19 protein-coding genes and 3 pseudogenes are annotated in these 26,491 nt (G+C 69.7%); 7 read left to right on the forward strand and 15 right to left on the reverse strand.

The features are described from left to right. Positions 1–32: 32 nt before the first annotated feature. The gene (locus KHF85_RS19280) at positions 33–989 is read right to left on the reverse strand and encodes an IS30 family transposase (RefSeq protein ID WP_009597007.1); all 957 of its coding nucleotides are present in this window, start codon (positions 987–989) and stop codon (positions 33–35) included. Positions 990–1,522: 533 nt separating this feature from the next. Continuing rightward, entirely contained in the window at positions 1,523–4,291 is a 2,769-nt protein-coding gene (polA, locus tag KHF85_RS19285) for a DNA polymerase I (RefSeq protein ID WP_284567903.1), read from the reverse strand. A 276-nt stretch (positions 4,292–4,567) separates the two neighbouring features. On the opposite strand from polA, the gene KHF85_RS19290 reads away from it, so the two are divergent. Then, complete coding sequence (locus KHF85_RS19290) at positions 4,568–4,855, forward strand: DUF2782 domain-containing protein (protein WP_284567904.1); 288 nt, start codon at positions 4,568–4,570, stop codon at positions 4,853–4,855. Positions 4,856–5,305: 450 nt separating this feature from the next. Here the strand turns inward: KHF85_RS19290 and KHF85_RS19300 are convergent, their stop codons facing one another. Beyond that, positions 5,306–5,752, reverse strand: a complete 447-nt coding sequence (locus KHF85_RS19300; protein ID WP_064539157.1) for a universal stress protein — start codon at positions 5,750–5,752, stop codon at positions 5,306–5,308. 79 nt (positions 5,753–5,831) lie between these two features. Continuing rightward, a complete protein-coding gene (locus KHF85_RS19305) occupies positions 5,832–6,398 on the reverse strand; it encodes a sugar O-acetyltransferase (protein WP_284567905.1) in 567 nt (188 codons plus the stop codon). A gap of 133 nt (positions 6,399–6,531) precedes the next feature. Here KHF85_RS19305 and KHF85_RS20685 point away from each other — a divergent pair. The 5 genes and pseudogenes from KHF85_RS20685 to KHF85_RS19330 all read left to right on the forward strand — a co-directional run. Beyond that, positions 6,532–6,711, forward strand: a pseudogene (locus KHF85_RS20685) (XVIPCD domain-containing protein); the annotation flags it as partial. 197 nt (positions 6,712–6,908) lie between these two features. Next, a complete protein-coding gene (locus KHF85_RS19315) occupies positions 6,909–8,846 on the forward strand; it encodes a M61 family metallopeptidase (protein WP_284567907.1) in 1,938 nt (645 codons plus the stop codon). Between the two features lie 242 nt (positions 8,847–9,088). Then, positions 9,089–9,298 carry a hypothetical protein gene (locus KHF85_RS19320; protein WP_284567908.1) on the forward strand — a complete coding sequence of 70 codons (210 nt, stop codon included), beginning with the start codon at positions 9,089–9,091 and terminating at the stop codon, positions 9,296–9,298. 222 nt (positions 9,299–9,520) lie between these two features. Beyond that, positions 9,521–10,021: a hypothetical protein gene (locus tag KHF85_RS19325; protein WP_345782189.1), complete on the forward strand. Its 501-nt coding sequence runs from the start codon at positions 9,521–9,523 to the stop codon at positions 10,019–10,021. Positions 10,022–10,131: 110 nt separating this feature from the next. After that, positions 10,132–10,518: a VOC family protein gene (locus KHF85_RS19330; RefSeq protein WP_284567910.1), complete on the forward strand. Its 387-nt coding sequence runs from the start codon at positions 10,132–10,134 to the stop codon at positions 10,516–10,518. A gap of 255 nt (positions 10,519–10,773) precedes the next feature. Here KHF85_RS19330 and uvrD read toward each other — a convergent pair whose 3' ends face one another. The 11 genes and pseudogenes from uvrD to KHF85_RS19385 all read right to left on the reverse strand — a co-directional run bounded on the left by uvrD (position 10,774) and on the right by KHF85_RS19385 (position 25,770). Continuing rightward, complete coding sequence (gene uvrD, locus KHF85_RS19335) at positions 10,774–12,975, reverse strand: DNA helicase II (protein WP_284567911.1); 2,202 nt, start codon at positions 12,973–12,975, stop codon at positions 10,774–10,776. A gap of 48 nt (positions 12,976–13,023) precedes the next feature. After that, a pseudogene (locus tag KHF85_RS19340) lies at positions 13,024–14,431 on the reverse strand (FAD/NAD(P)-binding protein). Positions 14,432–14,546: 115 nt separating this feature from the next. After that, positions 14,547–15,965 (reverse strand): cardiolipin synthase, encoded by a 1,419-nt coding sequence (cls, locus tag KHF85_RS19345; protein ID WP_284567912.1) that lies wholly within the window; start codon positions 15,963–15,965, stop codon positions 14,547–14,549. A 219-nt stretch (positions 15,966–16,184) separates the two neighbouring features. After that, the gene (gene rpmG, locus KHF85_RS19350) at positions 16,185–16,352 is read right to left on the reverse strand and encodes a 50S ribosomal protein L33 (protein WP_170867542.1); all 168 of its coding nucleotides are present in this window, start codon (positions 16,350–16,352) and stop codon (positions 16,185–16,187) included. A gap of 10 nt (positions 16,353–16,362) precedes the next feature. Beyond that, positions 16,363–16,599: a 50S ribosomal protein L28 gene (gene rpmB / locus KHF85_RS19355; protein WP_003467012.1), complete on the reverse strand. Its 237-nt coding sequence runs from the start codon at positions 16,597–16,599 to the stop codon at positions 16,363–16,365. Between the two features lie 173 nt (positions 16,600–16,772). Then, a pseudogene (locus KHF85_RS19360) lies at positions 16,773–17,078 on the reverse strand (cation transporter); the annotation flags it as partial. Between the two features lie 74 nt (positions 17,079–17,152). Next, positions 17,153–20,365, reverse strand: a complete 3,213-nt coding sequence (locus tag KHF85_RS19365; RefSeq protein WP_284567913.1) for an efflux RND transporter permease subunit — start codon at positions 20,363–20,365, stop codon at positions 17,153–17,155. A 152-nt stretch (positions 20,366–20,517) separates the two neighbouring features. Then, positions 20,518–21,789, reverse strand: coding sequence for an efflux RND transporter periplasmic adaptor subunit (locus KHF85_RS19370; RefSeq protein WP_284567914.1), 1,272 nt, complete (start codon positions 21,787–21,789; stop codon positions 20,518–20,520). Between the two features lie 125 nt (positions 21,790–21,914). Further along, positions 21,915–23,186, reverse strand: coding sequence for a TolC family protein (locus tag KHF85_RS19375; RefSeq protein WP_284567915.1), 1,272 nt, complete (start codon positions 23,184–23,186; stop codon positions 21,915–21,917). A 55-nt stretch (positions 23,187–23,241) separates the two neighbouring features. Further along, entirely contained in the window at positions 23,242–23,610 is a 369-nt protein-coding gene (locus KHF85_RS19380; RefSeq protein WP_064539146.1) for a hypothetical protein, read from the reverse strand. A 330-nt stretch (positions 23,611–23,940) separates the two neighbouring features. Next, a complete protein-coding gene (locus KHF85_RS19385; protein ID WP_284567916.1) occupies positions 23,941–25,770 on the reverse strand; it encodes a DUF885 domain-containing protein in 1,830 nt (609 codons plus the stop codon). A 229-nt stretch (positions 25,771–25,999) separates the two neighbouring features. Between KHF85_RS19385 and KHF85_RS19390 the strand changes: the two genes are divergently transcribed. Further along, positions 26,000–26,467, forward strand: coding sequence for an REP-associated tyrosine transposase (locus tag KHF85_RS19390; RefSeq protein ID WP_080999522.1), 468 nt, complete (start codon positions 26,000–26,002; stop codon positions 26,465–26,467). The last annotated feature ends 24 nt before the right edge of the window (positions 26,468–26,491 follow it).

Raw genomic sequence — 26,491 nt, forward strand, 5'->3', positions numbered from 1 at the left:
GCGCCTGTCGATGGATATAAAACCAGGCGGATTCAACTCCGATTCGCAACGCTGTTGAGGACCTCCTCGGAGAAGACTTCGAGGGGCGTTTTGAATCCGAGTATCTTGCGCGGACGATTGTAGAGTCGCTGTTCGATCCATCGCAGGTGCGCATCGGTGATGGTGCTGAAATCGATGTGTCGTGGCAAGTACTGGCGCGTCAATCCGTTGGCATTTTCGTTGCTGCCTCGCTGCCATGCGCAGTACGGATCTGCAAAATAGAAGTCGCTCTGCAAGCAGGCGGCAATGAGCCGATGATCGGCGAATTCCTTGCCGTTGTCGGCGGTGAGGGTGTGCACCGTGTGGCCTAGGCCGCCCAGGCGCTGGACGATGGCGTTGCGCACGTTCTCGGCGGTGCCGTCAGGCGAGTAAGCCAGCAGATGCAGGCGACTGCGGCGTTCGGTCATGCTGACCACCACGGCCTTTCCGTGTGAGGCCCGGAGGGTATCCAGCTCCCAGTCGCCGATGCGGCTTCGCTGCTCCACCACGCTGGGGCGCTGTGTCCAGCTGCGCCGATGTGTCAGCTGTCCGCGGCCATCGCGCACGCCCCGCCGACGGCGCTTGCGGCGGCGCTTGCGTAGATGCGTGAACAACTGGCCACCGCGCTTGTGGTCAGCGTAGATGTGCCGATAGATCCATTCGTGACTGGCCAGGCCGGTGCGACCGGCAATCTGTTCCGGGCTGAAGTCCTCGCTCAGCAGGACCTCGATCTGTGCGATGCGCTCAGCGTCGATGCGTGGACGCCGGCTGGCCTGCGTGCGCCGATGCTCGCTGATGCGCTGTGCGTGATCTGGCAGATAGTGCCGAGCGTGCTGATTGCGGCGCAGTTCGCGGCTGATCGTGCTGGGCGCGCGCTCCAACGCATCGGCGATGGCCCGCATCGACATCCCGGTTTCATATAACGCATGCAAACGGTATCGTTCGGCCTGGTCCAGGCGGCTGGATGACATGGGCAACTCCACTTGGCGGTGAAGTCGCTCAAGTCAGGTCGCCGGGCCACTTCACAACCGTTGGTGTTGCGAATCGGAGTTGAAGCCGCCCCACTTTGCACCTTGCTAGTTCGTGAAGATTTTAGTTAAAAATTCATCGAATTAAGGGCCGATTCATTCACAAAATCCCACGCAACGCAGGTTTCAGGAACAGCTGCTTTTTATACGACGGATCCGTTCGCAGGAACGCGGCAACCGATGGCTTGTGCTGCGGAGTGGATCCCGAAACCGCACGCTGCTCGTCAGTTGCTGCGTCAATGCTGCAGCAACGATCCGGTCCCGATCCGCATTCGAGCGACGACGGCGATCCAGGCGAGGACGCCAACGCGCCGAGACGTCCCTTCGCCGCCGGCGATTCTTGCGCCAGGGGAATGCCTGGCGACGCATAAAGACGTTCAGGCGCGCGACCCGGGCACGTTCGCAGCATCTGTCCCGCCGTCCCGCCGTCCCGAGTCCCGAGTCCCGAGTCCCGAGTCCCGAGTCCCGAGAAAAGCCTAGTGCGCCTCGTCCCAGTTGTCGCCGACGCCGCTGTCCACCACCAGCGGCACCTTCAGTTCGGCGGCGCCGGCCATCCGCCGGGTCACCTCGGGCAGCAAGGTGTCGACGAAATCGGCATCGGCCTCGAACACCAGTTCGTCGTGCACCTGCAGGATCATCAGCGCGCGTTCGCGGTGCTGCTCCAGCCAGGCGTCCACGGTCACCATCGCGCGCTTGATGATGTCCGCGGCGGTGCCCTGCATCGGTGCGTTGATCGCGGCGCGCTCGGCGCCGGCGCGCAGGCCCTGCTGCTTGGCGTTGATGTCGTTCAGGTATAGCCGGCGGCCGAACAGGGTCTCCACGTAGCCCTGGCTGCGCGCCTGCTCGCGCATGCGCTCCATGAAGTCGCGCACCGCCGGGTAGCGGCTGAAGTACAGCGCCACGTAGTCCTGCGCCTCGCCGCGGCCGATGCCCAGGTTGCGGGCCAGGCCGAATGCGCTCATGCCGTACATCAGGCCGAAGTTGATCGCCTTGGCGGCACGGCGCTCGTTGCTTGTGACGTCTTCCAGCTTGCGCCCGAACACCTCGGCGGCGGTGGCGCGGTGCACGTCCACGCCGGCGCCGAAGGCACGCAGCAGGCCCGGGTCCTCGGACAGGTGGGCCATGATCCGCAGTTCGATCTGCGAGTAGTCGCAGGCGATCAGCTTGCGCCCGGGCGGGGCGACGAAGGCGCGGCGGATGCGGCGGCCGTCGTCGGTGCGGATCGGGATGTTCTGCAGGTTCGGATCGGCCGAGGACAGCCGCCCGGTGGCGGCGCCGGCCTGGTGGTAGCTGGTGTGCACGCGGCCGGTGTCGGGATTGATCATCTCCGGCAGCTTGTCGGTGTAGGTGCTGCGCAGCTTGGCCAGGCCGCGGTACTCCAGGATCACCCGCGGCAGTTCGTGCTGCTCGGCGATCGCCTCCAGCGCCTCTTCGTTGGTGCTGGGCTGGCCCTTGGGGGTCTTCATCAGCGCCGGCAGCTTCAGTTCGTCGAACAGCACCGCCTGCAGCTGCTTGGGCGAATCCAGGTTGAAGGTGCGCCCGGCCAGCGAGGTGGCCTTTTGCTGCGCGGCGAGCATGCGCTGGCTCAGGTCCTGGCTCTGCCTGCGCAGTTCGGCCATGTCCACGCACACGCCATTGGCCTCGATGCGGGCCAACACCGGTACCAGCGGCATTTCGATGTCGCGGTAGACCCGCGCCAGCGCCGGTTCGGCATCCAGTTGCGCGGACAGCGCACGGTGCAGGCGCAGGGTGATGTCGGCGTCCTCGGCGGCGTAGCCGGTGGCGTCGTCGATGGCCACCTGCGAGAACGCGATCTGCTTGGCGCCCTTGCCGGCCACGTCCTCGTACTTGATCGTGTCGTAGCCCAGGTAGCGCCGCGCCAGCGAATCCATGTCGTGGCGGCTGGCGGTGGAATTGAGCACGAAGCTCTCCAGCATGGTGTCGTCGGCGTAGCCGCGCACGTCCACGCCGTGGCGGCGCAGCACGTGCAGGTCGTACTTGCCGTGCTGGCCGACCTTGGGCTTGGCCGGGTCCTCCAGCAGCGGCTTCAGCGCCGCCAGCGCCAGGGTCCGGTCCAGCTGCACCGGCGCGCCGGGGTAGTCGTGGCCCAGCGGCAGGTAGTCGGCGCGGCCCGGCTCGATCGCGAAGCTGAGCCCGACCAGGTTGGCGCGCATCGCGTCCAGCGCGTCGGTCTCGCTGTCGAAGGCGAAGCCGGCGGCGGCGCGTAGGCGCTGCAGCAGGTCCTCGAACTGCTCCGGGGTCATGATCGCGGCGTACTCGCCCTTGGCGGCCAGCGCCGGGTCCAGCGTGGCGTCGATCGGCGCGGCGCCGCGGGCATAGCCGGCGGCGGTGCCGCGCAGGCTGGGGGTGACCTCGGCGGCGCCGGCCGGGGCCGCCACGCCGCCGTCCAGGTCGCGTAGCGCCTGGGTGAAGCCGTAGCGCTGGTACAGGCCGCGCAGCTGCTCCGGGTCCTGCTCGCGCAGGCCCAGCGTGCGCGGGCCGCCGGGCAGGGCCACGTCGGTCTTGATCGTGACCAGTTCGCGGTTCAGCGGCAGCCGCGCCAGCGCTGCGCGCAGGTTCTCGCCGATCTTGCCCTTGATCGCATCGGCGTTGGCCATGACCCCGTCCAGCGAGCCGTATTCGGCCAGCCACTTGGCCGCGGTCTTGGGGCCGCACTTGTCCACGCCGGGCACGTTGTCGATGGCGTCGCCCATCAGCGCCAGCAGGTCGACGATCTGGCTCGGCCACACGCCGAACTTCTCCATCACCGCCGCGTCGGAGTCCATGCGGCTGCCGCTCATGGTGTTGACCAGCTGCACGCCGGGGCGCACCAGCTGGGCGAAGTCCTTGTCGCCGGTGGAGATGGTCACCTCCAGGCCGTCGCCGGCGCCCTGCAGGGCCAGGGTGCCGATCACGTCGTCGGCCTCGACCCCGCCCTCGCGCAGGATGGTGATGCCCAGCGCATGCACGATCTGGCACATCGGCTCGACCTGCGCACGCAGCTCGTCGGGCATCGGCGGGCGGTTGGCCTTGTACTGCGCGTACAGGTCGTCGCGGAAGGTCTTGCCCGGCGCATCGATCACGAAGGCGACGTACTCCGGGCGCTCCTTCAGGGTGGCGCGCAGCATGTTGACCACGCCGAACAGCGCGCCGGTGGGCTCGCCGGCGGGGTTGGTCAGCGGGGGAAGCGCGTGGAACGCGCGATACAGGTAACTGGACCCGTCGATCAGGACTAATCGGCTCATCGGGCAATTCTACGCCGGGCTCGACTCGGGACCGGGAACCAGAGCTCCTCTCCCGCCGGTAGACGGGTTGGGGTGAGGGTGCGGCGCGAAAGCGTCTGGCAGAGTTGGGCGCGCGAGGCGCCCATACCCTCATCCGGCCCTGCGGGCCAGCTTCCCCCGAAAAGGGGGCCATGGTCCCGGTGGGCGAAGGGAATGCGCGGCCGCCATTCGCGCGCCGAATGCGGCGGCGCGGCGCATAATCGGCGGCGACGACTTTAGGCTGTGGAGAACGCTGCGATGAAAGCCCTGATGCTGGTCCCGCTGTTGCTGCTGGCGGGCTGCGCCTCGACCGGGATCGGCCGCGACGGCCCGCCGGTGGATGTCCGCGGCGCGGACGTCACCCACCGCACGATGGGCAACGGCGATAGCGTGGACGAATACCGGGTCTCCGGCCAGCTGCGCGCGGTCAAGGTGACCCCGGCCAATGCCCCGGCCTACTACCTGTACGACCAGAACGGCGACGGGCACATGGACGGCAACAAGGACAACGTGTCGCCGGTGTACTGGAAGCTGTATAGCTGGTAGCCGGCTGCGTCTGCGGCCGGCGCGACCCGGGACGCGGAGCTGACGCGAGCGCAACGATCCGGGTCTGCCGGATGGAAGAAGCCGCCGCGCAGACTAGAGCGTGATCGCGGCGAAGGCCGGGGGCGTGTGGCGCATGCGCACGCGACGGCGCACGGTCGACGACTGCCGCCGCGTTCGCGTGGGGTCCGCGCGTCTGCGCTGCAGCCGCAGTGCAGCCTGGCCTGGCTGTGGTACGCAATGGGCCTGGCCTCGGAGCGGCAATGCCAGCGCAGCGTCCAGGCCTGTTTCGGCATGTCCAGGCGCAATGCGCAAGGCGTGCCGCGCAGCGCCATGCCACTGCCACGGCCTTTACATCCCGATGTGGCGTTGTGCGCGCGCCGGTGCAACCGGCGACGGCGCACTAGCCGCGGCCACGCCCTGTAGGGGCGCCTTGTCCAGAAACCCTCAGCCTCAACGAATCACCAGCACCGGCACGTGACTGTGCGCCAGCACCTCGGCGGTCTGGCTGCCGAGCAGCACCCGGCTCATGCCGCGGCGACCATGCGAGGTCATCACGATCAGGTCGCACTGGTGCGCGGTGGCGATGTCGATGATGCCCTCGGCCGCGTAACGATCGAGCACGTGGCAGCCATGCGCGGTGACGCCGGCCGCGGCAGCCGCGGCGAGCGCCGGCGCCAGGATCTTCTGCGCCCCGTCCTCGCGGTCCTGCCGGTACTCGGGCGTGGCCTCGTAGCCCACGCTCCAGCCCATCGCGTCGTACATGCCCATCGCCCAGGGCTCGGAGACGGTGACGATGTCCACGTCCGCGCCGAGCCGGGCGGCCAGCGCCAGCCCCTGCTGCAAGCCCTTGTCGGACAACTGGGAACCGTCGGTGGCAATCAGGATGCGCTGGTACATGTGCGTACTCCGGTAACGCCGCCTGCGGCGGCACGGGCACCATTGCACACCAGGCGTAAACGCCGCGCCTTGACCAGGATCAACGTGCGGACGGACGCGACGCCAGCGGCCGCGCCGGATTGCCGGCCACGCGTGCGCCGGCGGGCACGTCGCGGGTGACCACACTGCCTGCGCCGATCACCGCATCGTCGCCAATCGTCACCCCCGGCAGCACGATCGCTCCGCCGCCGATCCAGACGTTGCGGCCGATCGTCACCTGCCGGCCGAACTCGAGCCCGGCCGCACGCTGCACCGCATCGCGTGGATGGTCGGCCGCATACAGCTGCACCGCCGGCCCGATCTGCGTGCCGTCGCCGATGCTGACCTTGCAGACATCCAGGATCACGCAATTGAAGTTGAGGAACACGTCCTCGCCGAGAAAAATGTTGTAGCCGTAGTCGCAATGGAACGGCGGCCGCACCACCGCCCCACGCCCGACCGCGCCCAAGCGCTCGGCCAGCAAGTCGCGCCGCCGCGCCGGCGGCTCGGCCAACGCCGCGTTGTAGCGCAGCATCCACGCCTTGGCCGCAGCCTGGTCGGTCTGCAACTGCGCATCGCCGGGGCGATACGGCTCACCGGCCAGCATCTTGTCTTTCTCGCTACGCATATTGGGCTCCCAGGCGATGTGGAGGGCGCATCATCGCATCGCGACGTGACGGGCCCAACAGGATTGCGATAAGCCGAACCCTGTGCGGCGCCGCGTGTCGGTGTGCGCTGATCGTCATCCAGCACGGTGACACATCCGCAAGATCGACGAAGGGATCGGCAAACCCTGCGATGCAATGAGCGAATGCGTCAGCCGCAGCCTGCTGGCCGCGTGCAAGGACAACCGCGAGGCATACCCCGAGTCGGGCAAGCATTCGCTCGCGGAGAACGCGCTGGGCCGCGTCGATCATGGGGTGGTGGGCAAGACCGGCGACCATCGTCCCTCGCGACCACGACTTCGCCGCGGCGCGCAAGGTAGCGAGCGGTGCATCGCGCAGGCGCGACATCCCGCAGACCACGCAAAGACGTGACCACGGCGCAACCGCACTCCCGGCAGCCGCACCAAGCGCGCCCCGCAGGTGCTAACGTCCCGCGCTCGCCCTTCCCACTTCCAAGCCGCCGGAGCGCCCGCATGTACGTCGCCGCCATTCCTACTCCCCGCCGCGCCTGCTCGGCCCTGGCCCTGGGCGTTTGCCTGGCAATCGCAGGCACGGCCGGCGCGCAGATCCTGCGCACGCCGGAGGTGCCGGCGCCGCAGGACACGCCCTACCCCGGCAGCATCGCGCTGCAGGTGGATGCCGGCGATGTGCGCCAGGGCATCTACCGGGTGCGCGAAACCATCCCGGTCGCGCCCGGGCGGCTGACGCTGCAGTATCCGCAGTGGATCCCCGGCGACCATTCGCCGAGCGGGCCGGTGGCGATGCTGGCCGGGCTGACGCTCACCGCCAACGGCGCGCCGCTGGCGTGGCGCCGCGACACCTTCGATGTCTACACCTTCCATGTGAACGTGCCGCCGGGCGTGTCCGCGATCGAGGCCAGCTTCCAGTACCTGTCGCCGCGCGACGACGGCTTCGAGATGACAGACAGGATGCTGCAGCTGGAATGGAACAAGCTGGCCTTGTATCCGGCCGGGCACTACACGCACGGCATCAGCGTGCTGCCCAGCGTGACCCTGCCGGCGGGATGGCAGTTCGGCACGGCGCTGGAGACCGCCACGCAGTCCGGCGCCAGCATCACCTTCAAGCCGGTCGATTTCGAAACGCTGGTCGATTCGCCGATCTACGCCGGGCGCTATTTCAAGCGCGTGGACCTCACCCCGCCGGGCGCTGCGCCGGTGCATCTGGACGTCATTGCCGATACGCAGGCGTCGCTGGAGATCACGCCAGCGCAGCTGCAGGCGCACCGCAACTTGGCCGTGCAGGCGCTCAAGCTGTTCGGCGCGCATCACTACGACCACTACGATTTCCTGTTCTCGCTGTCCGACGTGCTCGGCGGCAACGGCCTGGAGCACCACCAGTCCAGCGAGAACGGGCTGGAAGCGGACTACTTCAGCGCCTGGGCCGACAACGCGTCCGACCGCGATCTGCTGGCGCACGAGTACACGCATTCCTGGAACGGCAAGTTCCGGCGTCCGGCCGATCTGTGGACGCCCACCTTCAACGTGCCGATGGGCGATTCGCTGCTGTGGGTCTACGAAGGGCAGACCCAGTATTGGGGCTATGTGCTCACCGCGCGCGCCGGGATGTGGACGCCGGAGCAGTTCCGCGATGCGCTGGCGATGACCGCGGCCAACTACGACCGCAACCGCGAAGGCTTCCAGTGGCGCTCGCTGGAAGACACCACCAACGATCCTACCGCCGCGCATCGCGCGCCGCTGCCGTACCGCAGCTGGCAGATGAGCGAGGACTATTACAGCGGCGGGCAGATGCTGTGGCTGGCGGTGGACGCCAAGCTGCGCGCGCTCAGCCATGGCCGCAAGTCGCTGGACGATTTCGCCAAGGCCTTCTTCGGCGTGGACGACGGCAGCCACACGGTCAGGACCTACACCTTCGACGACGTGGTGGCCGCGCTCAATGGCGTGGCCGCGTTCGACTGGGCCGGCTACCTCACCCCGCGCGTGGATGCGGTGAACCCGCCGCTGCTGGAAGGGCTGCAGGCCAGCGGCTGGAAGCTGGTCTATACCGACCAGCCCAGCGCGTTCGAGAAGCAGTACGACAGCCGCCACCAGTCGGCGCGCCACCGTTACAACTTCGCCTGGTCGCTGGGCCTGGTGATGAACGACGATGCCAGCATCAACGACGTGGTGTGGGACGGCCCCGCGTTCAAGGCCGGCATCAGCAGCGGCGCCACGCTGCTGGCGGTCAACGGCCAGGAGTACACGCGCGAGGTGCTCAAGCAGGCCATCGCCGAGGCCAAGGGCCGCACCGCGCCGATCGTGCTGACGCTGAAGTTCCAGGGCGGCGTGCGCAGCGTGGAGGTGAACTACCACGACGGCCTGCAATACCCGCACCTGGTGCGGGTGGACGGCACGCCGGACAGCCTGAGCCAGATCATCGCCGCGCGCCGCTGACGCGACGGGCTGCCGGGTCGGTACCGGCAGCCACTGCGCGGGCAGGCTACGCCCAAGATGGCAACGCGTACCTGGCGCTGCCGCTTTGAAGCGCCGCGTGCCTGCGCTCGGGCGTGGATGCGCTCCGTGTCGCCCCGGACCCGCCGCCAGCGTGAGCGGCCGGATCGCTGCCAGCCAAGGCCGCGCGGCGAAGGCCGATCGCGACGCGGGCGCGGGCGCGGGCCCAGGACTACTACGCGATCGTGCAGTGCGCCAACGGCAAGGCCGGGCCGCCGGCGATCGGCCAGGTGACGATGACCGCCGATCAGGTGCGCATCGCGCTGCCGTCGCACACGACGCCGGGCGGCCCCTCCTCCAGCTTCGTCGGCACGGTGGGGTTCAAGGAACTGGCCGGACATTTGGTCGGCGGCGAGCCACTGGCGCTGGCGCGCAAATACAGCTTCTGGGAATGAACGCCCTGCACTGACCCGACCGCGCTTGTTGCGGGGCGGGCGGCAATGTTAGCGTCGCAGCGCCAGCATTCCACGGGAGGACGCCATGAGCGCACGCAGGGATTGCGCCTGTTCCGTTGGACGCGCCGGCTCGATCACGCGGTCGTGCGGCGCACTGTCGCCGAATCGCCGTTGACGCCTTCGTCCACTGCAAGCGGAACGCCCTTGGGAGGTCATATGAACATGCTGTTTGCCGTCGTGTTGGCGGCGGTCTTGTTGCCGTGCGCGTCCGCGCGTGCCGATTCGCCGAAGTCCTCGCCCCTGCTCGGCAGTTGGGCCGTGGATGTGGCGCGGTTGCCGAAGCCGCCGCAGGAACGGCCGCAGAGCGTCACCCTGACGTTCGGCGAGGCGGGCAACGGCAAGTGGGCCGCCAAGGTCGACATCGTCGAACAAGGCGGCGGGAAGCTGCATGCCGAAGGCATCGCCGCCCTCGATGGCCGGGCCACGCCGGTGAAGAACAATTTCGAAGCAGACACTTTCGCCTTGCAGCGGCCTGCGCCCAACGTCCTGGTGATGATGCTGGCCAAGGACAGAAGCGTGGCCTCGACCCGCATCTATACCGTCGCCGCGGATGGCCGCTCGATGACCGAAACCGTCGCCGCGTTCGCGCCGGACGGCAGCCCGACGATGCGCACCGACTATTTCACCCGCGTCCCGTCGCCAGCGGCGCCACCGCGCCGCTGAGTCCGGCGGTATTCGACGAGCCGGGCATCGCGTCGTGGCGCGCGTTCGTCCGCTCTGCGCGAAGGCCCGGGCGATACGCCTTCGCCACCCACCCGTTCCCGGAGGTTGCAATGAAGCGCGTCACCGGTATTGGCGGCATCTTCTTCAAGGCCAACGACGCTGCGGCGTTGCAGGCCTGGTACAAGCGTCATCTGGGCATCGACGTACAGGAGTGGGGCGGCACGGCGTTCCCCTGGACCGACGATGCCGGCACGCCGGTCGCCGCCAGCACCATCTGGTCGATCGGCGCGGCGCAAGACGATCAGTTCGCGCCCAGCACGGCGCCTTTCATGATCAATTACCGGGTCGAGGACCTGCACGCGCTGGTCGAGGCTTTGCGCAAGGAAGGCTGCAACGTGCTCGATCGCGTGGACGATGCCGAATACGGAAAGTTCGCCTGGGTCATCGACCCGGAAGGCAACAAGGTGGAGCTTTGGCAGCCGCCTGCCGGGCACTGATCGCGCGTCCCTGGTAGGCCGGAGAACGCCAGACATCGAACACCTATCCTGTTACCGCTGTCGCGCCACCAACAAGGACGTGCGGCGAGCCGGCTGGATGCACCGTGGGAAGGACTTCAGTCCCGACTTCGGAAGCCGGATGGCAGCGAGGCGGCGTTCGCCACGCGATGCCGCGCCCCGTCGCTGCCATGCGATCAGCGCGACAGGGCAGCCGCCACTCTGGCGCCCACAGAAGGCGTCACAGCGCCCAGCCCGTCAGAGCACCGTCAGATTCGCGTAGGCCATCACCAGCCACTTCGCGCCGACCTCGTCGAACTGCACCTGCACGCGCGCGTGCGCGCCGTTGCCTTCGTAGTCGATGACCACGCCGCCGCCGAACTTGGGATGCTGCACGTTGGCGCCGAGCCGGATCGCCGGCGCTTCGATGGCGCTGTGGCCGAGGTTGCGCGGCGCGCCCAGCGAGGCGTTGCGCGACACCTGCACCTTCGGCCGCACTTCGTGCAGCAGTTCGCGCGGGATTTCGCGCAGGAAGCGCGAGGGCACGTTGTAGTTGTCCTGGCCGTGGATGCGCCGCGACTCGGCGTAGCTGAGCACCAGCTTGTGGCGGGCGCGGGTGATGCCGACGTAGGCCAGGCGCCGCTCCTCTTCCAGGCGCCCGCTCTCCTCCAGCGAACGCGCGCTGGGGAACAGGCCATCCTCCATGCCGACCAGGAACACCAGCGGGAATTCCAGGCCCTTGGCCGAATGCAGGGTCATCAGCTGCATGCCCTCTTCGCCAGCCTGGGCCTGGCCGTCGCCGGCCTCCAGCGAGGCGTAGGCCAGGAACGCGACCAGCTCGGTCATCGCCTGGCGCCCCTCATCGGCGTCGGCGTCGTTGTCGGCGCGCGCGAAGCGCGAGGCGACCGAGACCAGTTCGTCGAGGTTATCGGTGCGCGATTCCGAATCCAGGCCGCCGCGGCTTTCCTTGCTCCAGTGCTCGCGCAGCGCCGAGCGCGCCAGCACCTGGTCGATCTGCTCGGGCAGCGGCAGGCCAGCCACTTCGGCGGACAGCTGCTCGATCAGCCCAAGGAACTGCGCCAAGGCATTGCGCGCCCGCGCGGCCAGGTCGCCGCCCTGCTGCGCGGCCTGTTGCGCGGCGGCCCATAGCGACAGCGACTGCGCGCGCGCCAGGCGCCGTACTTCGTCCAGGGTGCGGTCGCCGATGCCGCGCGTGGGCGTGTTCACCGCGCGCTCGAACGCGGCATCGTCGGCGCGGTTGGCGACCATGCGCAGATAGGCCAGGGTATCCTTGATTTCGGCGCGCTCGAAGAAGCGCATGCCGCCGTAGACGCGGTACGGCACCTGCTCGGCGATCAGCGATTCTTCGAACGCGCGCGACTGCGCGTTGCTGCGGTAGAGCACCGCCGCCTCGCTGTAGCTGCCGCCGTCGCGCACCCACTGGCGCACGCGCTCGACCACGTAACGCGCCTCGTCGATCTCGTTGTAGGCCGCGTACAGGTCGATCGGATCGCCGTCGCCCGAATCGGTCCACAGCTGCTTGCCGATGCGGTCCGGGTTGTGCGCGATCACCGCGTTGGCGGCGTTGAGGATATTGGCGCTGGAGCGGTAGTTCTGTTCCAGGCGGATGGTCTGCGCGTTCGGGAAATCCTTCAGGAAGCGCTGCACGTTCTCGACCTTGGCGCCGCGCCAGCCGTAGATCGCCTGGTCGTCGTCGCCGACCACGAACACGCGCCCGCTGTCGCCGGCGAGCACGCGCACGAACGCGTACTGGATCGCGTTGGTGTCCTGGAACTCGTCCACCAGGATCTCGCTGAAGCGGCTGCGGTAATGCGCCAGCAATGCTGGGTTGTCGCGCAACAGTTCGTGCGCGCGCAGCAGCAGCTCGGCGAAATCGACCAGGCCCGCCCGGTCGCAACGCTCCTGGTACAGCGCGTAGGCGCTGCGCAAGGTGCTGGTCCACTCGTCGCGCGGCTCGGGCTGGATGTGCTGCGCGCGCCGGCCCTCGTCCTTCTGCTGGTTGATCCACCACACGATCTGCTTGGGCGGGAACTTGCCCTCGTCCAGTTCCAGCTGCTGCACCACGCGCTTGACCAGGCGCAGCTGGTCGTCCGAATCCAGCACCTGGAAGCTTTCCGGCAACTTCGCGTCGGGCCAGTGCAGGCGCAGCAGGCGGTGCGCCAGGCCGTGGAAGGTGCCGATCCACATGCCGCGGCTGCCATTGCGCAGTTGCAGGTCGGTGCGGTGGCGCATCTCGCCAGCCGCCTTGTTGGTGAAGGTGACCGCGAAGATGCCGTGCACCGGCACGCCCTGGACTTCGTTGAGCCAGGCGATGCGGTGGATGAGCACGCGCGTCTTGCCGGATCCGGCGCCGGCCAGGACCAGGTAATGGCCGGACGGGGCGGAGACGGCCTCGCGCTGGGCGGGGTTCAGATCATCGAGCAAATGGGAGACATCCACCCGCGCATTTTACGCCATGTGCGGGAGCCGGGACCGGCCCTGCGTCCCCTACAACGCCAGCAACGCCTGCGCCTGCTGTTGCGCCTGCACCCGCAACTCCGGGATCGCCAGGCTTTCCCACAGGCTGCCGATGCGCAGGCTGCCGAGCACGCGGATGCGCGGATCGGCATGGCCGTTGGCGTCGAGCAGCGCGCCGTCGGCAGCGGTGGCCACGCCGATGCCGTGCGCGCCGGGCGCGGCGTGGCCGCAGCCCAGCAGTTGGTGCAGCAGCGGGTTGCGCATGGTCTGTGCGCGCAGCTCAACGCCGGTGGCGTTGATCACGCAGTGCGCGTCCAGTTGCAGCGCCAACCCGTCGGGACCGACCGCGTTGACCTGCACGCAGGCGCCGACCGGGAAGACCGTGTCCAGCCGCGCGCGGTGCACGCGCAGCTGGCCGACCCGGCGCATTGCCTGCAGTTGCGCGAACACCGGCGCGGCGATGCGGTGCCGATGCACGTCCCAGTAACGCAGCGCATGGCGCAGGAAGCGCCGCTGTTCGCTGACCGAGAGCGACTGCCACAGCGCCTGGCCCAGCGGCCGCAACCGGTCCATCACGCTCTGCCAGGGCAGGCCGCGCGCCTGCGCCGCGGCGGCGTGCCGGCGCAGCGCGCGCAGGCGCTGGCGCAACGGCAAGGCCAGCAACGGCTGCGGGTCGAAGCCGGCCGCGGCGTGGCCGGCATGTTCGGCATGCGGCAACGGCAGCAATGCGTGCCGCGAGATCACGTGGACCGGGCCGCGGTGCGCGTTGGCGAGCAGGGTCAGCACGCTGTCCACCATGCTCAGGCCGGCACCGACGATGCACACCGTGGACTCGCGCGGGATCGCGCGCAGCTGTGCGTAGTTCCAGGCATCCACGCGCACCTGCGCCGGCAGGCTGGGCGCGCCGCGCGCCGGCAGCGGGCGCAGGCTGTTGCCCAACGCCAGCACCGTCGCGCATGCGCGCATGCGTCGTGCCATCCTGCAGTTGCAGCGTCTGGCCGCGCTCGCTGCGGTCCAGCGCCAGCACCCGCTGCTGCCGCCACTGCAGCTGCGCCGGGCTGGCGGCCTGCGCCTGCGCCAGCCGCGCGCGCAGGTAATCGGCGTAGTGGCGGCGCTGCACATAGGCCTGCGCCAGCGCGGCGCGCGGCAACCCCGGATACAAGGCTTGCTGCTGCAGCCAGTCGAGGAAGTCGTCGGGCAACTCGGCGAAGGCACTCATGCGCCCGGCCGGCACGTTCAGCAGGTGCTCCGCGCAGGGCGTCGCATAGGCCACGCCCTGCGCCAGCGCGGCCTGCGGTTCGATCAGCTGCAGCCGCAGCGCGCGCGTGGCCCGCTGCAGCAGGTGCAGCGCCACCAGCGTGCCGGCCGCGCCGCCGCCGACGATGGCGATATCGCAGTCGCCGTCGTCATCGGCGGCATGTGGCAGCAGTTCGCTCATGCCGGCGATTGTAAGGGATGCCCTCGCCGGCTCCGCCCGCGGCTAAGAACCATCGCTCATGTCGGCGCGAAGATCGCGCATGGCGGCGACATCATGCTGTCATGTGCGTGCGCTTTCACATCAGCGCATCGGCCAGGCGGGCGATGCCTTCGCGGCTGCGCCGCCAGGTCGGCCGCTTGCGCCATTCCTGCAGCGACAGCGCGCGCGCATCGGCCAGGTAGTCGGCCTCCACCGCGCGCAGCCGCCGCACCACCTCCGGGCAGTAGCACAGCACGCCGATCTCGGCGTTCAGCGCGAAGGAGCGGATGTCCAGGTTGATCGAGCCGACCAGGGCGATGCCCTCGTCCACGCTCAGGTGCTTGGCATGCAGGAAGCACGGCCGGTACAGCGCGATCTTGACACCGCTGCGCAGCAGTTCGTCGTAGTAGGCCTCCTGCGCCCAGGCGGTGAGCCGCTGGTTGCTGCTCTCCGACAGGATCAGCTGCACGTCCACCCCGGACAGCGCGGCGATGCGCAGCGCGCTGAGCGTGGCTTCGTCGGGCACGAAGTACGGCGTGACCATCACGATCCGCCGCCGCGCCAGATGGATCAGCGCGTTGACCGCATCGCGCGCGCTCTCGAACGGGTAGGCCGGGCCGCTGGGCAGCAGTTGCGTGGCGGTATCGGCGCCGTGCACCGCGGTGCCGTCGGCCACGCGCAGGCGCTGCCCGGTCTCGATGAACCAGTCGCTGGCGAACACCGCCTCCAGGTGCCCGACCACCGGCCCCTGCAGGCGCACCACCAGTTCGCGGTTGGGATGGCCGTGCACGAAGTCGGCCGCGGCCAGGTTCTGCGAACCGGTGTAGCCGACGCGGTTGTCGATGACCGCGATCTTGCGGTGGTTGCGCAGGTCCATGCGCCCGCTGCGGCGCCAGCGCAGGCCGCCCGGCAGCAGCGCCTGCACCTCGACCCCGGCCGCACGCAGGCGCTTGCGGTAACGGCGCAGCCCGCGCTTGCCGCCGCGCGCATCGAGCAGTAGGCGGCAGCGCACGCCGCGCGCGGCGGCGCGCAGCAGTGCGGCCACCACCGCATCGCCGACCGCATCGTCGAACATCAGGTAGTACAGCAGGTGCACGCGCTCCACCGCCGCGTCGATGTCGTCGATCAGCGCCTGCAGCGAGTCCGCATAGCGATCCAGCAATTCCACTGTGTTGCCATGGGTGGGCATGAAATCGCCCTGGCGCTCGATCAGCGGCACCACTTCGGCGATCGCGGTGTCGACGGGCGGGGTCCAGCGCAGCGCGCTCAACGGCAGCTGCTGCTCACGGATCACCTGCGAGGCCTGCGCCTGGCGCTGGACGCGCTCGCGCGACAGCCATGGATGGCCCAGCAGCAGATACAGCGGCAACCCCAGCACCGGCACGAACCCGACCAGCAACAGCCAGCTGCGCGCCGCGCCGGGCGTGGTGCGCGCGGGAATCCACAGCAACGCCACCAGCCGGATCAGCCAATCCAGCGCCAGCAACCAGGTGCCTTCCAACCAGAACGGCAGCATCGCGACCCTTTCGCACGCCAAGTCGCCCGATTCTGCGGGCTGCGGCAGCAAACGCAACCATTGCGTGCCGTGCCGCGGCTGGCGGCGCGCGCCGGGCGCGGGCCTCGCGCAGCGACGACGGCCTGCGGCCAGAACAAAATGTGCATCCTCCAGACGCACGAAACCCGCCTTGCGGCGGGTTCCGTGTCGACCTCGAAAGGCGATCCAGCGATCAGTCGATCACTTGATCTTGCCTTCCTTGTACAGCACGTGCTTACGCACGACCGGGTCGTACTTCATCATTTCCATCTTCCCCGGAGTGTTCTTTTTGTTCTTGTCCGTGGTGTAGAAGTGGCCGGTGGCGGCCGAGGAAATCATACGGATCTTGTCACGCTTGCCTGCCATGATTGTTTACTCCTCAGACCTTTTCGCCGCGCGCGCGCAGCTCTTTCAGAACGGCATCGATCCCGTTCTTGTCGATGGTGCGCAACGCATGCGCGGACACACGGAGCTTGATCCAGCGGTTCTCGCTGGCGACCCAGAAGCGGCGCTCGTGCAGGTTGGGCAGGAAGCGGCGACGGGTTCTGTTGTTGGCGTGGGAGACGTTGTTACCCGTCTGCACACGCTTGCCGGACACTTGGCATACGCGGGACATTACGCACCTCGATAGAAAGTTTGAGTCGCCCATAGCCTGGGAGACGGCGGCCCCGGCAGCCTTGTGGGCCACCACGCGACGTGGGAAATCAAGCAGTTACGCTGGGAGAGGCCGACCGGCGATCGCGTGTCCGGCCGCCGGCCCGACAGCAGTCGGGCACAGCGAGCCGCGCATTATGCATGCCTTTCCCTTGTGCCGCAAGCACTTACCGCCACCGCGCGGGCCTGGCGCAGTTCCGCCCAGGCACGCCGCGCCACCTGCCCGGCCGAGCGCAGGAACAGCAACAGCAGCGCCGCGGCGATCAGCAGGTCCGGCCAGCCGGCGCCGAACGCCCACACCGCAACGCTGGCCGCGATCACCGCCACGCCCTCGTAGACGTCGTTGAGCGAACACGCCCAGGCCGAGGCCAGGTTGATGTCGCCGCGCCGGTACGGCCACAGCAGGCGCAGGCACAGCAGGTTGGCGCCCAGGTTCACAGCACCCGCCGCTGGCGCGCCTGCATCGCCGCCACATCCAGGGTCTTGCCGCAACCGCAGCAGCGGTGCGCCATCGCTCACCTCGCCAACGTGGGAGCATCCGCGGTGGCGGACACCGATTCGGCATCGTCGCGCCGGTGCAGCCAGCGGTACAGCACCGGCAGCACCAGCAAGGTCAGCAGCGTGGACGACACGATGCCGCCGATCACCACCGTGGCCAGCGGCCGCTGCACCTCCGCGCCGGCGCCGACGTTGAACGCCATCGGCACGAAGCCCAGCGCCGCCACCAGCGCGGTCATCAGCACCGGCCGCAACCGCGCCAGCGCGCCCTCGCGCAGCGCCAGCGCCAGCGCCAGGCCGTCCTCGCGCAGCTTGCGCACGAAGGCGATCATCACCAGCCCGTTCAACACCGCCACCCCGGACAGGGCGATGAAGCCGACCCCGGCGGAGATCGACAACGGGATGCCGCGCAGCGCCAGCGCGATCACGCCGCCGGTCAGCGCCAGCGGCACGCCGCTGAACACGATCACCGCATCGCGCAACGAGCCGAACGACCAGTACAGCAGCGCGAAGATCAGCAGCAGCGTGGCCGGCACCACCCAGGCCAGGCGCTGCCCGGCCGAGATCAGCTGCTCGAAAGTGCCGCCGTAGCCGATCCAGTAGCCGCTGGGCAGTACCACCTCGGCCTGCACGCGGCGCTGCAGGTCGGCGACGAAGCCGCCGAGGTCGCGATCGCGCACGTTGGCGGTGACCACGATGCGGCGCTTGCCGTCCTCGCGGTTGATCTGGTTCGGCCCCAATACGGTTTCCACCTTGGCCACTTCGCGCAGCGGCACGCTGATCGGGGCGCCGCTGCGCCAGCCGGGCGCGCGGCTGGATTCGTCGGCGTCGCCGCGCTCGCGGTCGCCGCGCAGCGGGATCGGCAGGTCGGCCAGTGCCGCCGGATCCTGGCGCAACGCTTCGGGCAGGCGCACCACGATGGCGAAGCGGCGGTCGCCTTCGAACAGTTGCCCGGCGTCCTGCCCGCCCACCGCGGCAGCCACCGTGTCCTGCACCACGCCGGGATTGAGTCCGTAGCCGGCCAGCGCGGTGCGGTCCGGGACCACGGTCAGCATCGGCAGGCCGGTGGCCTGCTCGAGCTTGACGTCGGCCGCGCCGGGCACGGTGCGGGCGACCTCCTCGATGCGCCGGCCGACCTGCACCAGCGTGTCCAGATCGTCGCCGTAGAGCTTGATCGCCACGTCCGCACGCACGCCGGAGATCAGCTCGTTCATGCGCATCTGGATCGGCTGGGTGAACTCGTAGTTGTTGCCGGGCAGCTGCTGCACCGCCGCCTCGATCTCGGCCAGCAGCTGCGCCTTGGGCTTGCGCGGATCGGGCCATTGCGCGCGCGGCTTCATGATCAGGAAGGTGTCGGCCACCGACGGCGGCATCGGGTCGGTGGCGACCTCGGCGGTGCCGAGCTTGCCGAACACGTGCGCCACCTCCGGGAACCGCTTGATCCGCCGCTCCAGCGTGGACTGCATGGCGATCGCCTGTTCCAGGCTGGTGCCGGGAATGCGCAGCGCGTGCAGGGCGATGTCGCCCTCGTCGAGGTTGGGAATGAACTCGCTGCCCAGCCGCGTGGCCAATACGCCGCACAGCACTACAAGCGCCAGCGCGCCGGCGCCGATCCAGCGCGCGTGGCGCAACGCGCCGTCCAGCAGCGGCGCATACGCCTGCCGCGCCCAGCGCATGACGCGGTTCTCGTGCTCGGCGACCTTGCCGCCCAGGCTCAGCGCGATCGCCGCCGGCACGAAGCTCAGCGACAGCAGCATCGCCCCGGTCAGCGCCAGCACCACGGTGATCGCCATCGGATGGAACATCTTGCCTTCGATGCCGGTCAGCGCGAACACCGGCAGGTACACCGCGGCGATGATGCCCACACCGAACAGGCTGGGACGGATCACCTCGGCGGTGGCCTGCGCGGTCAGCTCGAAGCGCTCGGCGGCGCTGAGCACCCGGCCCAGGCGCTGCTGCGCCTGGCCGAAGCGGCTCAGGCAGTTCTCCACGATGATCACCGCGCCATCGACGATCAGGCCGAAATCCAGCGCCCCCAGGCTCATCAGGTTACCGGACACGCCGCCGCGGACCATGCCGGTGAGGGTGAACAGCATCGCCAGCGGGATCACCGCCGCGGTGATCAGCGCGGCGCGGAAATTGCCCAGCAGCAGGAACAGCACCGCGATCACCAGCAGCGCACCCTCGACCAGGTTCCTGGCCACGGTGGCGATGGTGCGATCGACCAGCGCGGTGCGGTCGTACACAGGCACCGCCTGCACGCCCGGCGGCAGGCTGCGGTTGGCCTGCGCGAGCCGGGCCGCCGAGGCCTGCGCCACCGCACGGCTGTTGGCGCCGACCAGCATGAACACCGTGCCCAGCACCACCTCGCTGCCGTCCTGGGTGGCGGCACCGGTGCGCAGTTCCGGCCCCTCGCCGACCTGGGCCACATCGCGCACCCGGATCGGCACGCCTGCACGCCGGTCCAGCACGATCGCGCCGATCTCGGCGATGCCGCTGACCTGCCCCGGCACCCGCACCAGGAACTGTTGCCCATTGCGCTCGATGTAGCCGGCGCCGACGTTGCGGTTGTTGGCCTCGACCGCGCGCGCCACGTCGTCCAGGGTGAAGCCGAGCGCGACCAGCCGCGCCGGATCCGGGGTGATGTGGATCTGCCGCGCATAGCCGCCGATGGTGTTGACCTCGGTCACGCCGGGCACGTTGCGCAACTGCGGCCGCACCACCCAGTCCTGCAGGGTGCGCAGGTCGGTGGCGGTCCAGGCCGTGCCGTCGGGCTTGCGCGCGTTGGGCTTGGCCTCGACCGTGTACATGAAGATCTCGCCCAGGCCGGTGGCGATCGGCCCCAGCTGCGGCTCCAGCTCCGGCGGCAATTGCGCCTTCACCTGCTGCAGGCGCTCGGCCACCTGCTGCCGCGCGAAGTACAGGTCGGTGCCGTCGGCGAACACCACGGTGACCTGCGACAGCCCGTAGCGCGACAGCGAGCGCGTGGATTCCAGCCCGGGCAAGCCGGCCAGCACCGTCTCCAGCGGGAAGGTGACGCGCTGCTCGGCCTCCAGCGGCGAATAGCCGGGCGCGGCGGTGTTGACCTGCACCTGCACATTGGTGATGTCGGGCGTGGCGTCGATCGGCAGGCGCGAGAAACTCCACGCGCCGATCGCGATCAGCACCCCGGTCAGCGCCAGCATCAGCCAGCGTTGCGCGATGGCGAAACGGATCAGGTTAGCGAGCATGGCGGCGGCCTCCATGCGTGGCGCGCGGCACGCCGCTTTTCCCCTGTAGGAGCGGCTTCAGCCGCGACAGAAATCCAGAAGTAAGCGGCAGATCGGCGGATCGGTCGCGGCTGAAGCCGCTCCTACAGGGGGGCCGGGGCGCGGTGCGCAGCTCAATGATCATGCGACGCCCCCGACTTCTCGATGTCCGCCTTGACCAGGTAGCTTTGCTCCACCACCACTTGGTCGCCGGCCTTCAGCCCGGACAGCACCTGCACCTGGCGCGCATCGCGCGCGCCGATCTGCAGCGGCCGCACTTCGTAGGTATCGCCTACGCGCACGAACGCCACGTCCCAGTCGCGAAAGGTCTGCAAGGCGGTCACCGGCACCACCAGGTCGGCCGGCTGCTGCGCCACCGTGACCCGCGCCTTCACCGCCGAGCCCGGCCGCCACAACCCGTCCTCGTTGCGCAGCACCGCGCGCGCCACCGTGCTCTGGCTGGCGGTGGCGGTGCCCGGCAACACGCGTTCCAGCGTGGTCTGCGCGACCGTGCCGTCGCTGATCCGGGTCACCGTCACCGGCGCGCCGGCGGCGATGTGGCCGGCATCGGCGCCGAAGATGTGCAGGTCCACCCACAGCGTGGACAGGTCTGCGATCTCGAACAGCGCCTGGCCCTCGGCGGCGCTGCTGCCGACGCTGGCATTGCGCGCCAGCACGGTGCCGGCGATCGGCGCGCTGATCGTGTAGGTGGTCAGGCTGAGGTTGCTCTCCACCGTGGCCAGCGCCTGCCCGGCGCGCACGCGGTCGCCGACGTTGGCGCGCAGGCTGCGCACCGGGCCGGGGAAGCGCGCGGTGGCCTGCGCCTGGGCGCCTTCGGCCGGGGTCAGCAGGCCTTGCACCTCATGCTCGTCGGCGATGCTGCCGGGGCCGACCGGGGCGACGCGGATGCCTGCATCGGCGGCGATCTTCGCCGCGATCTCGGTACGGCCTTCGTAGCTGGGATAGGTCCAGCGTAGCGCCTTGCCCTGCACCGTGGCGCGCACCTCCACGTCGAAGGAATGCGGCTCGCCGACCACGCTGTCGGCCAGCAGGCTGCCGTCGTCTCGCGCGCGCAGGCGGTGGGTCTCGGCCACACCGCCCAGGCGCTTGAGTTGCACCTCGACGCTGCCGGCGGCCGGCGGCAACGGCTTGCCGTCGCGGTACAGCCAGGCCTGGTAGGTCGGCGGCGTGCCGTCCTCGGCGATCGCCAGTTCGACCGCGGCGCCGTCCCGCTCGAGCAGACGGCCGCCGTGTGCACCCTTGCGCGCTTCCTCGGCGTGGGCGTCGCCGGCGGCAGCATGCGCTTCGGTTTCGCCATGGGCATCGTGGGCCTCGTCGCCGGCACAGCCGCCGAGCAGCAGGGCCAGCAGCAACGGCGCGAGCAGTGCGGTAGCGTTGGAGTTCATCTTGGGCAGTCCTGAAAGACGCCGGCGGCAGGCGCCGGGCATCGGGAGAAGGGGATGGGCCGCGCCGCGCGACGTAGCGTGGCGCGGCGCGCGCGGCGGCATTGCAGGCGGCAACGGCGCACGGCTCATCGCGGTGCCTCCGCCGCGCCCGCGAGCACGAACGGCTGGCCGGTCAGGCGCTGGATCTCGATCAGCGCGGTCTGCGCCTCGATCGCTGCGGCCAACTGCTGCCGCCGCGCATCGCCGTGCTGCGCCTGCAGCTGCGCCCACTCCAGATAGCTGATCGCGCCGCCGCGGTAGGCGCGCTCGGCGGCAGCCTCGGCGCGCGCCAGTTGCGGCAGCACGTCCTCGCGCATGCGCGCCACTTCCAGCTGCGCGGCGCGGTAGCGGCCGTGCGCGTCGGCGAGCGTGGAGTACAGCGCCAGCGCCTGCGCTTCGCGCTCCACGCCGAGCAGGTCGCGCTCGGCCTCGGCGGCGCGGATCTCCGGCTGCGCGCGTGCCGCGCTGCCCAACGGCAACGAAATCCCGGCAACCAGGGCGGTAGCGTCGCCGTCCTGCAGACGGCGCACGCCGACCTGCCAGTCCAGGTCGGGTCGTGCCTGGCTGCGCGCCAGCCGCAGCCGCGCCTCGCGCACGCGCGCCTCGCCGGCGAAGCGCGCCAGTTCGGGGGTGGCATCGAGCAGCGCGGCCAGCACGTCGAAGTCCGGCACTGCCGGCAACGCCAGCGGATCGCCGGTCACCTGCGCGAAGCCCGGATCGCGTTCACCCCACAGCACCGCCAGGTGGCGGCGCGCGGCGGCGTGCTCCTGTTGCGCGCGGTCGCGGTCCAGTTCCGCACGCGCCTGCAGCGCCTGTGCGGTCAGCAGCACCGATTCGGGCGAGGCGCCGGCCTGCAGTCGCTGCCGCGCCGCGGCGACGGTGCGCTGGCGCTGCGCCAGGTCGGCGGTGGCGATGGCCTGACGCTGCGCGGCGGCGGCGATCGCCAGGTAGCGGCGCGCGACCTCGGCGAGCAGGTCCAGCCGCGCCAGTTCGCGTTGCGGCGCCAGCGCGTCGATGCGCGCCTGGGCCAGGGTGCGGCGCGCGTCGAGCTTGCCGCCGCGTTCGAGCACGCCGGCCAGGCTGACGGTCAGCTCGGCCTGGTCCAGGCCGCGCGCGGCGCCGCTGCCGAAGGCGTTCTCCAGTTCGGCGCCCAGCCGCAGCGGCGGACGTAGCGCCTCGCGCTCGGCCTCGGCGGCGAGTACGCGACGCTGGCCGTCGGCCAGGCGCAGGTCGGGATGGGTGCGGGCGACGCGGGCGAAGGCGTCGTCCAGGGTGAGCACAGCATCGGGCGGCACGGCCTGCGCCCACGCGCAGGGCGCGACCGCGAAGGCGGCAACAGCCGCCAGTCGCAACCACATGGGATGTCTCCGGAGTCGGGGATCGATGGACGGGCCGGCAGGCGCCGGCGGTGCATCAAGCCGCGATCGGAGGGCGTAGCGGGGTTTCCAGCAGGTGCGAGCGGTAGTCCTGGTGCCCCGCGACCGGGCGCGGCTGCGCAGCCAACGGCAAGCCCTGCCAGATCAGCGACGACAGCAGCGCCGGACTCTGCCCGTGGCAGTAGCCGCTGTGCATCAGCGCGTGCAGCAGGCCGGCGCCATCGCGTTCTCCGGCGCCATCGCCATGGTGCGGCGCTTCTTCGTCCACGTGCGCCTGGTCGTGCGACAGGGCATGCACATCGCCCAGCGCGCAGGCAACCGGCGCCACCAATACGCCCAACGCCAGCATCGCCAGCGCCATCAGGCGCAGCAAGGGGTGGAGCAGGCGGGCACGGCGGATGGACATGACGCCAGCCTAGCGATGCGGGCGGGGTTACACAATCGCATGCGGCAGACGAGGTGAGAGCGGATCGAGTGGCGATGGGTGTGGGCTCATGCGGCGTCGATGGTCTTCGCCTGATCCGGCGCTGGCGGTCGCCGTCTCGTTTGCGCTCGCGCACTGGCGGCTCACCGCGTTCTCGGTCGTGGTCCCACCCTCGCGGTCGCACCTCGTCGCACCTCTATCAGGCATTGCCGCTATCGTCCCCATGCCTCGCTAGCGGTCGTACCCTCATCCGGCGCTGCGCGCCACCTGCTCCCGGGGGGAGAAGGGAGCGAGCGTGCTCTATTGCGGCGGCTATTCGGGCTTGGTCGCAGCGTGTTTGCGCGTGGCGGCCTGCTGCTTGCTCTCGGCGATGAAGGCGCGCACCTGCTGCTGCAATACCGGCAGCGGCACCGAGCCTTGTTTCAGTACCGCGTCGTGGAAGGCCTTGATGTCGAAGTCCGCACCCAATTCGTGTTCGGCCTCGGCGCGTAGCTTGACGATGGCGATCTCGCCGAGCTTGTAGCTCAACGCCTGCCCCGGCCAGGAGATGTAGCGGTCGACCTCGGTGGTGACCTCGTGCTCGCTGAGCGCGGTGTGCTCGCGCAGGTAGGCCAGCGCCTGCTCGCGGCTCCAGCCCTTGTGGTGCACGCCGGTGTCGATCACCAGCCGGCAAGCGCGCCACATCTCGTAGCTGAGCCGGCCGAAATCCTCGTACGGGGTTTCGTAGATGCCCATCTCCTTGCCCAGCTTCTCGGTGTACAGCGCCCAGCCCTCGCCGTAGGCGGAGATGTAGTTCTCCCGGCGGAACGCCGGCTGCGCGCCCTGCTCTTCGGCCAGCGCGCCCTGCAGCGAGTGGCCGGGCGAGGATTCGTGCAGGGTCAGCGCCGGCAGGTTGTACAGCGGGCGCGACGGCAGGTTGTAGGTGTTGAGCCAGTAGGTGCCGACGCCGCCGCGGCCGGCGGTCCAGAACGGCGCGATCTCCGGCGGCACCGGCACGATGGTGAAGCGCCCGCGCGGCAAGGTGCCGATGAACTTGCCGACTTCGCCATCCACGCGCTTGGCGATCCACGCCGCGCGATCGAGCAGTTCCTGCGGCGTCTTGACGTAGAACTGCGGGTCGCTGCGCAGGAACTGCAGGAATGCCGGAAACGTCTGCTGCCCGGCCGGCGGCTTGAAGCCGACCTGCTGGATGATCGCGTCCATCTGCTTCTGGATCCGCGCCACTTCCTGCAGGCCCAACTGGTGGATCTGCTCCGGGCGCATCTCCAGCGTGGTGTATTCGCGGATCTGCTGCTGGTAGTAAGCCTTGCCGTCGGGCAGCGCCTCGGCAGCCAGCGCGGTGCGCGCCTGCGGCACGTACTCTTCGCGATAGAAGCGCAGCAGCTGCGCGTAGGCCGGGATCACCTTGTCGCGGATCGCCGCCTGCGCCTGTTCACGCAATGCCTGCTGCTCGGCGGCCGGGATCTGCGCCGGCAGTTGCTTGAACGGCGCATACAGCGCAGCGGCGGTGGGGTCCTTGAGCTCGGCGACGTTGGCGATCGAGCCGTCGCGCCCTTCCAGCACCGCGCGCGGCACGCTGAAGCCGCGCTTGAGGCCGGCGCGCATGTTGTCGGTCTGCTGCGCGAAGTAGCGCGGCACGTCGTCGAGCCGCGCGATGTAGGCGCGATACTCGGCCGGGGTGCGCAGCGTGCGCCGCGCCATGAAGCCCAGGTCGGACCAGAACGCGCTGTCGGAATTGAACGGCATTTCGTAGGCGCGCAGGCGCACCGCGGCGGCGAGGTTCTCGATCTGCGGGCGGTACACCGCCAGGTTGACCTGGTTGTCGGCCGACAGCTGCGCCGGGTCGATCGCGTCCAGCTGGCGCAGCACGTCGTCCCACAGCTTCAGCCGCGCCGCCTGCGCCGCCGCGCCGACGTCGGGCAGCTGCTGGTTGTCGCCGCTGCTGTCGCTGTCCTCGTCGGCCTGCCCGACCTGCGCCTGCCGCCACTTCCACTCCTTTTCGTAAATCGCCTGGAAGCGGGCATCGGCGGCGGACGCAGCAACTGCCGCCGGCGGTACGGCCGGCGCGGCGGCCAGCGCCGGCGTGGCGACTGCGAGCGCGAGCAACAGGGAAGCGGCCAGCGGGGTCTTGGCGATCAGCATGGGCGGCAACTGGTAATGGGAACGAGAGCCCGATGATCGCATCCCGGGCGCAGCGTGGGGGTGGGCCGGACGTCCTGCTTCTACCCAACGCGCAATGTCAGTTATCCGTCCGCGCGACGCAGGGCATTTCCCGACACGGCGCACGGACTTCGGCCGATAGGCGCCGCTCACTGCTGTAGGCACGCTGCACGCCATGCCTCCGCTCGCCCATCTCGCAGGACATGCCGCATTGCGCCGAGGCCGTCACGATGAGGCGGGGCGCACCTATCTGTTGACCGTGGTGACCTTCCAACGCGCGGCGCTGTTCTCGGACTGGCGTTGCGCACGTGCAGCGGCGGCCTGCCTTTCCGCGCCCGCCAGCTGGCCGCAGGTGCAACTGCTGTGCTGGGTATTGATGCCCGATCACTGGCACGGCCTGATCGAACTGGGTCCGCACGCGACGCTGTCCGACGCGATGCAACACGCCAAGGGCCGATGCGCGCATGCAGTGAATCGCGCACGCGGCCGCGGCGGCAGGGTGTGGTCGCCGGGCTTCCACGATCGCGCGCTGCGGCGCGAGGACGACATGCTGACCGCGGCACGCTACATCGTGGCCAATCCATTGCGCGCCGGCTTGGTTCGTCGCTTGGGGGATTATCCGTATTGGGATGCGATCTGGCTGCCTGCGCATGGGGAGAGCAAAAGCGGTCGCGGCTGAAGCCGCTCCTACAGAAGAGCAGGG

Source organism: Xanthomonas graminis pv. graminis (assembly GCF_030168915.1).
GTDB lineage: Bacteria > Pseudomonadota > Gammaproteobacteria > Xanthomonadales > Xanthomonadaceae > Xanthomonas_A > Xanthomonas_A translucens.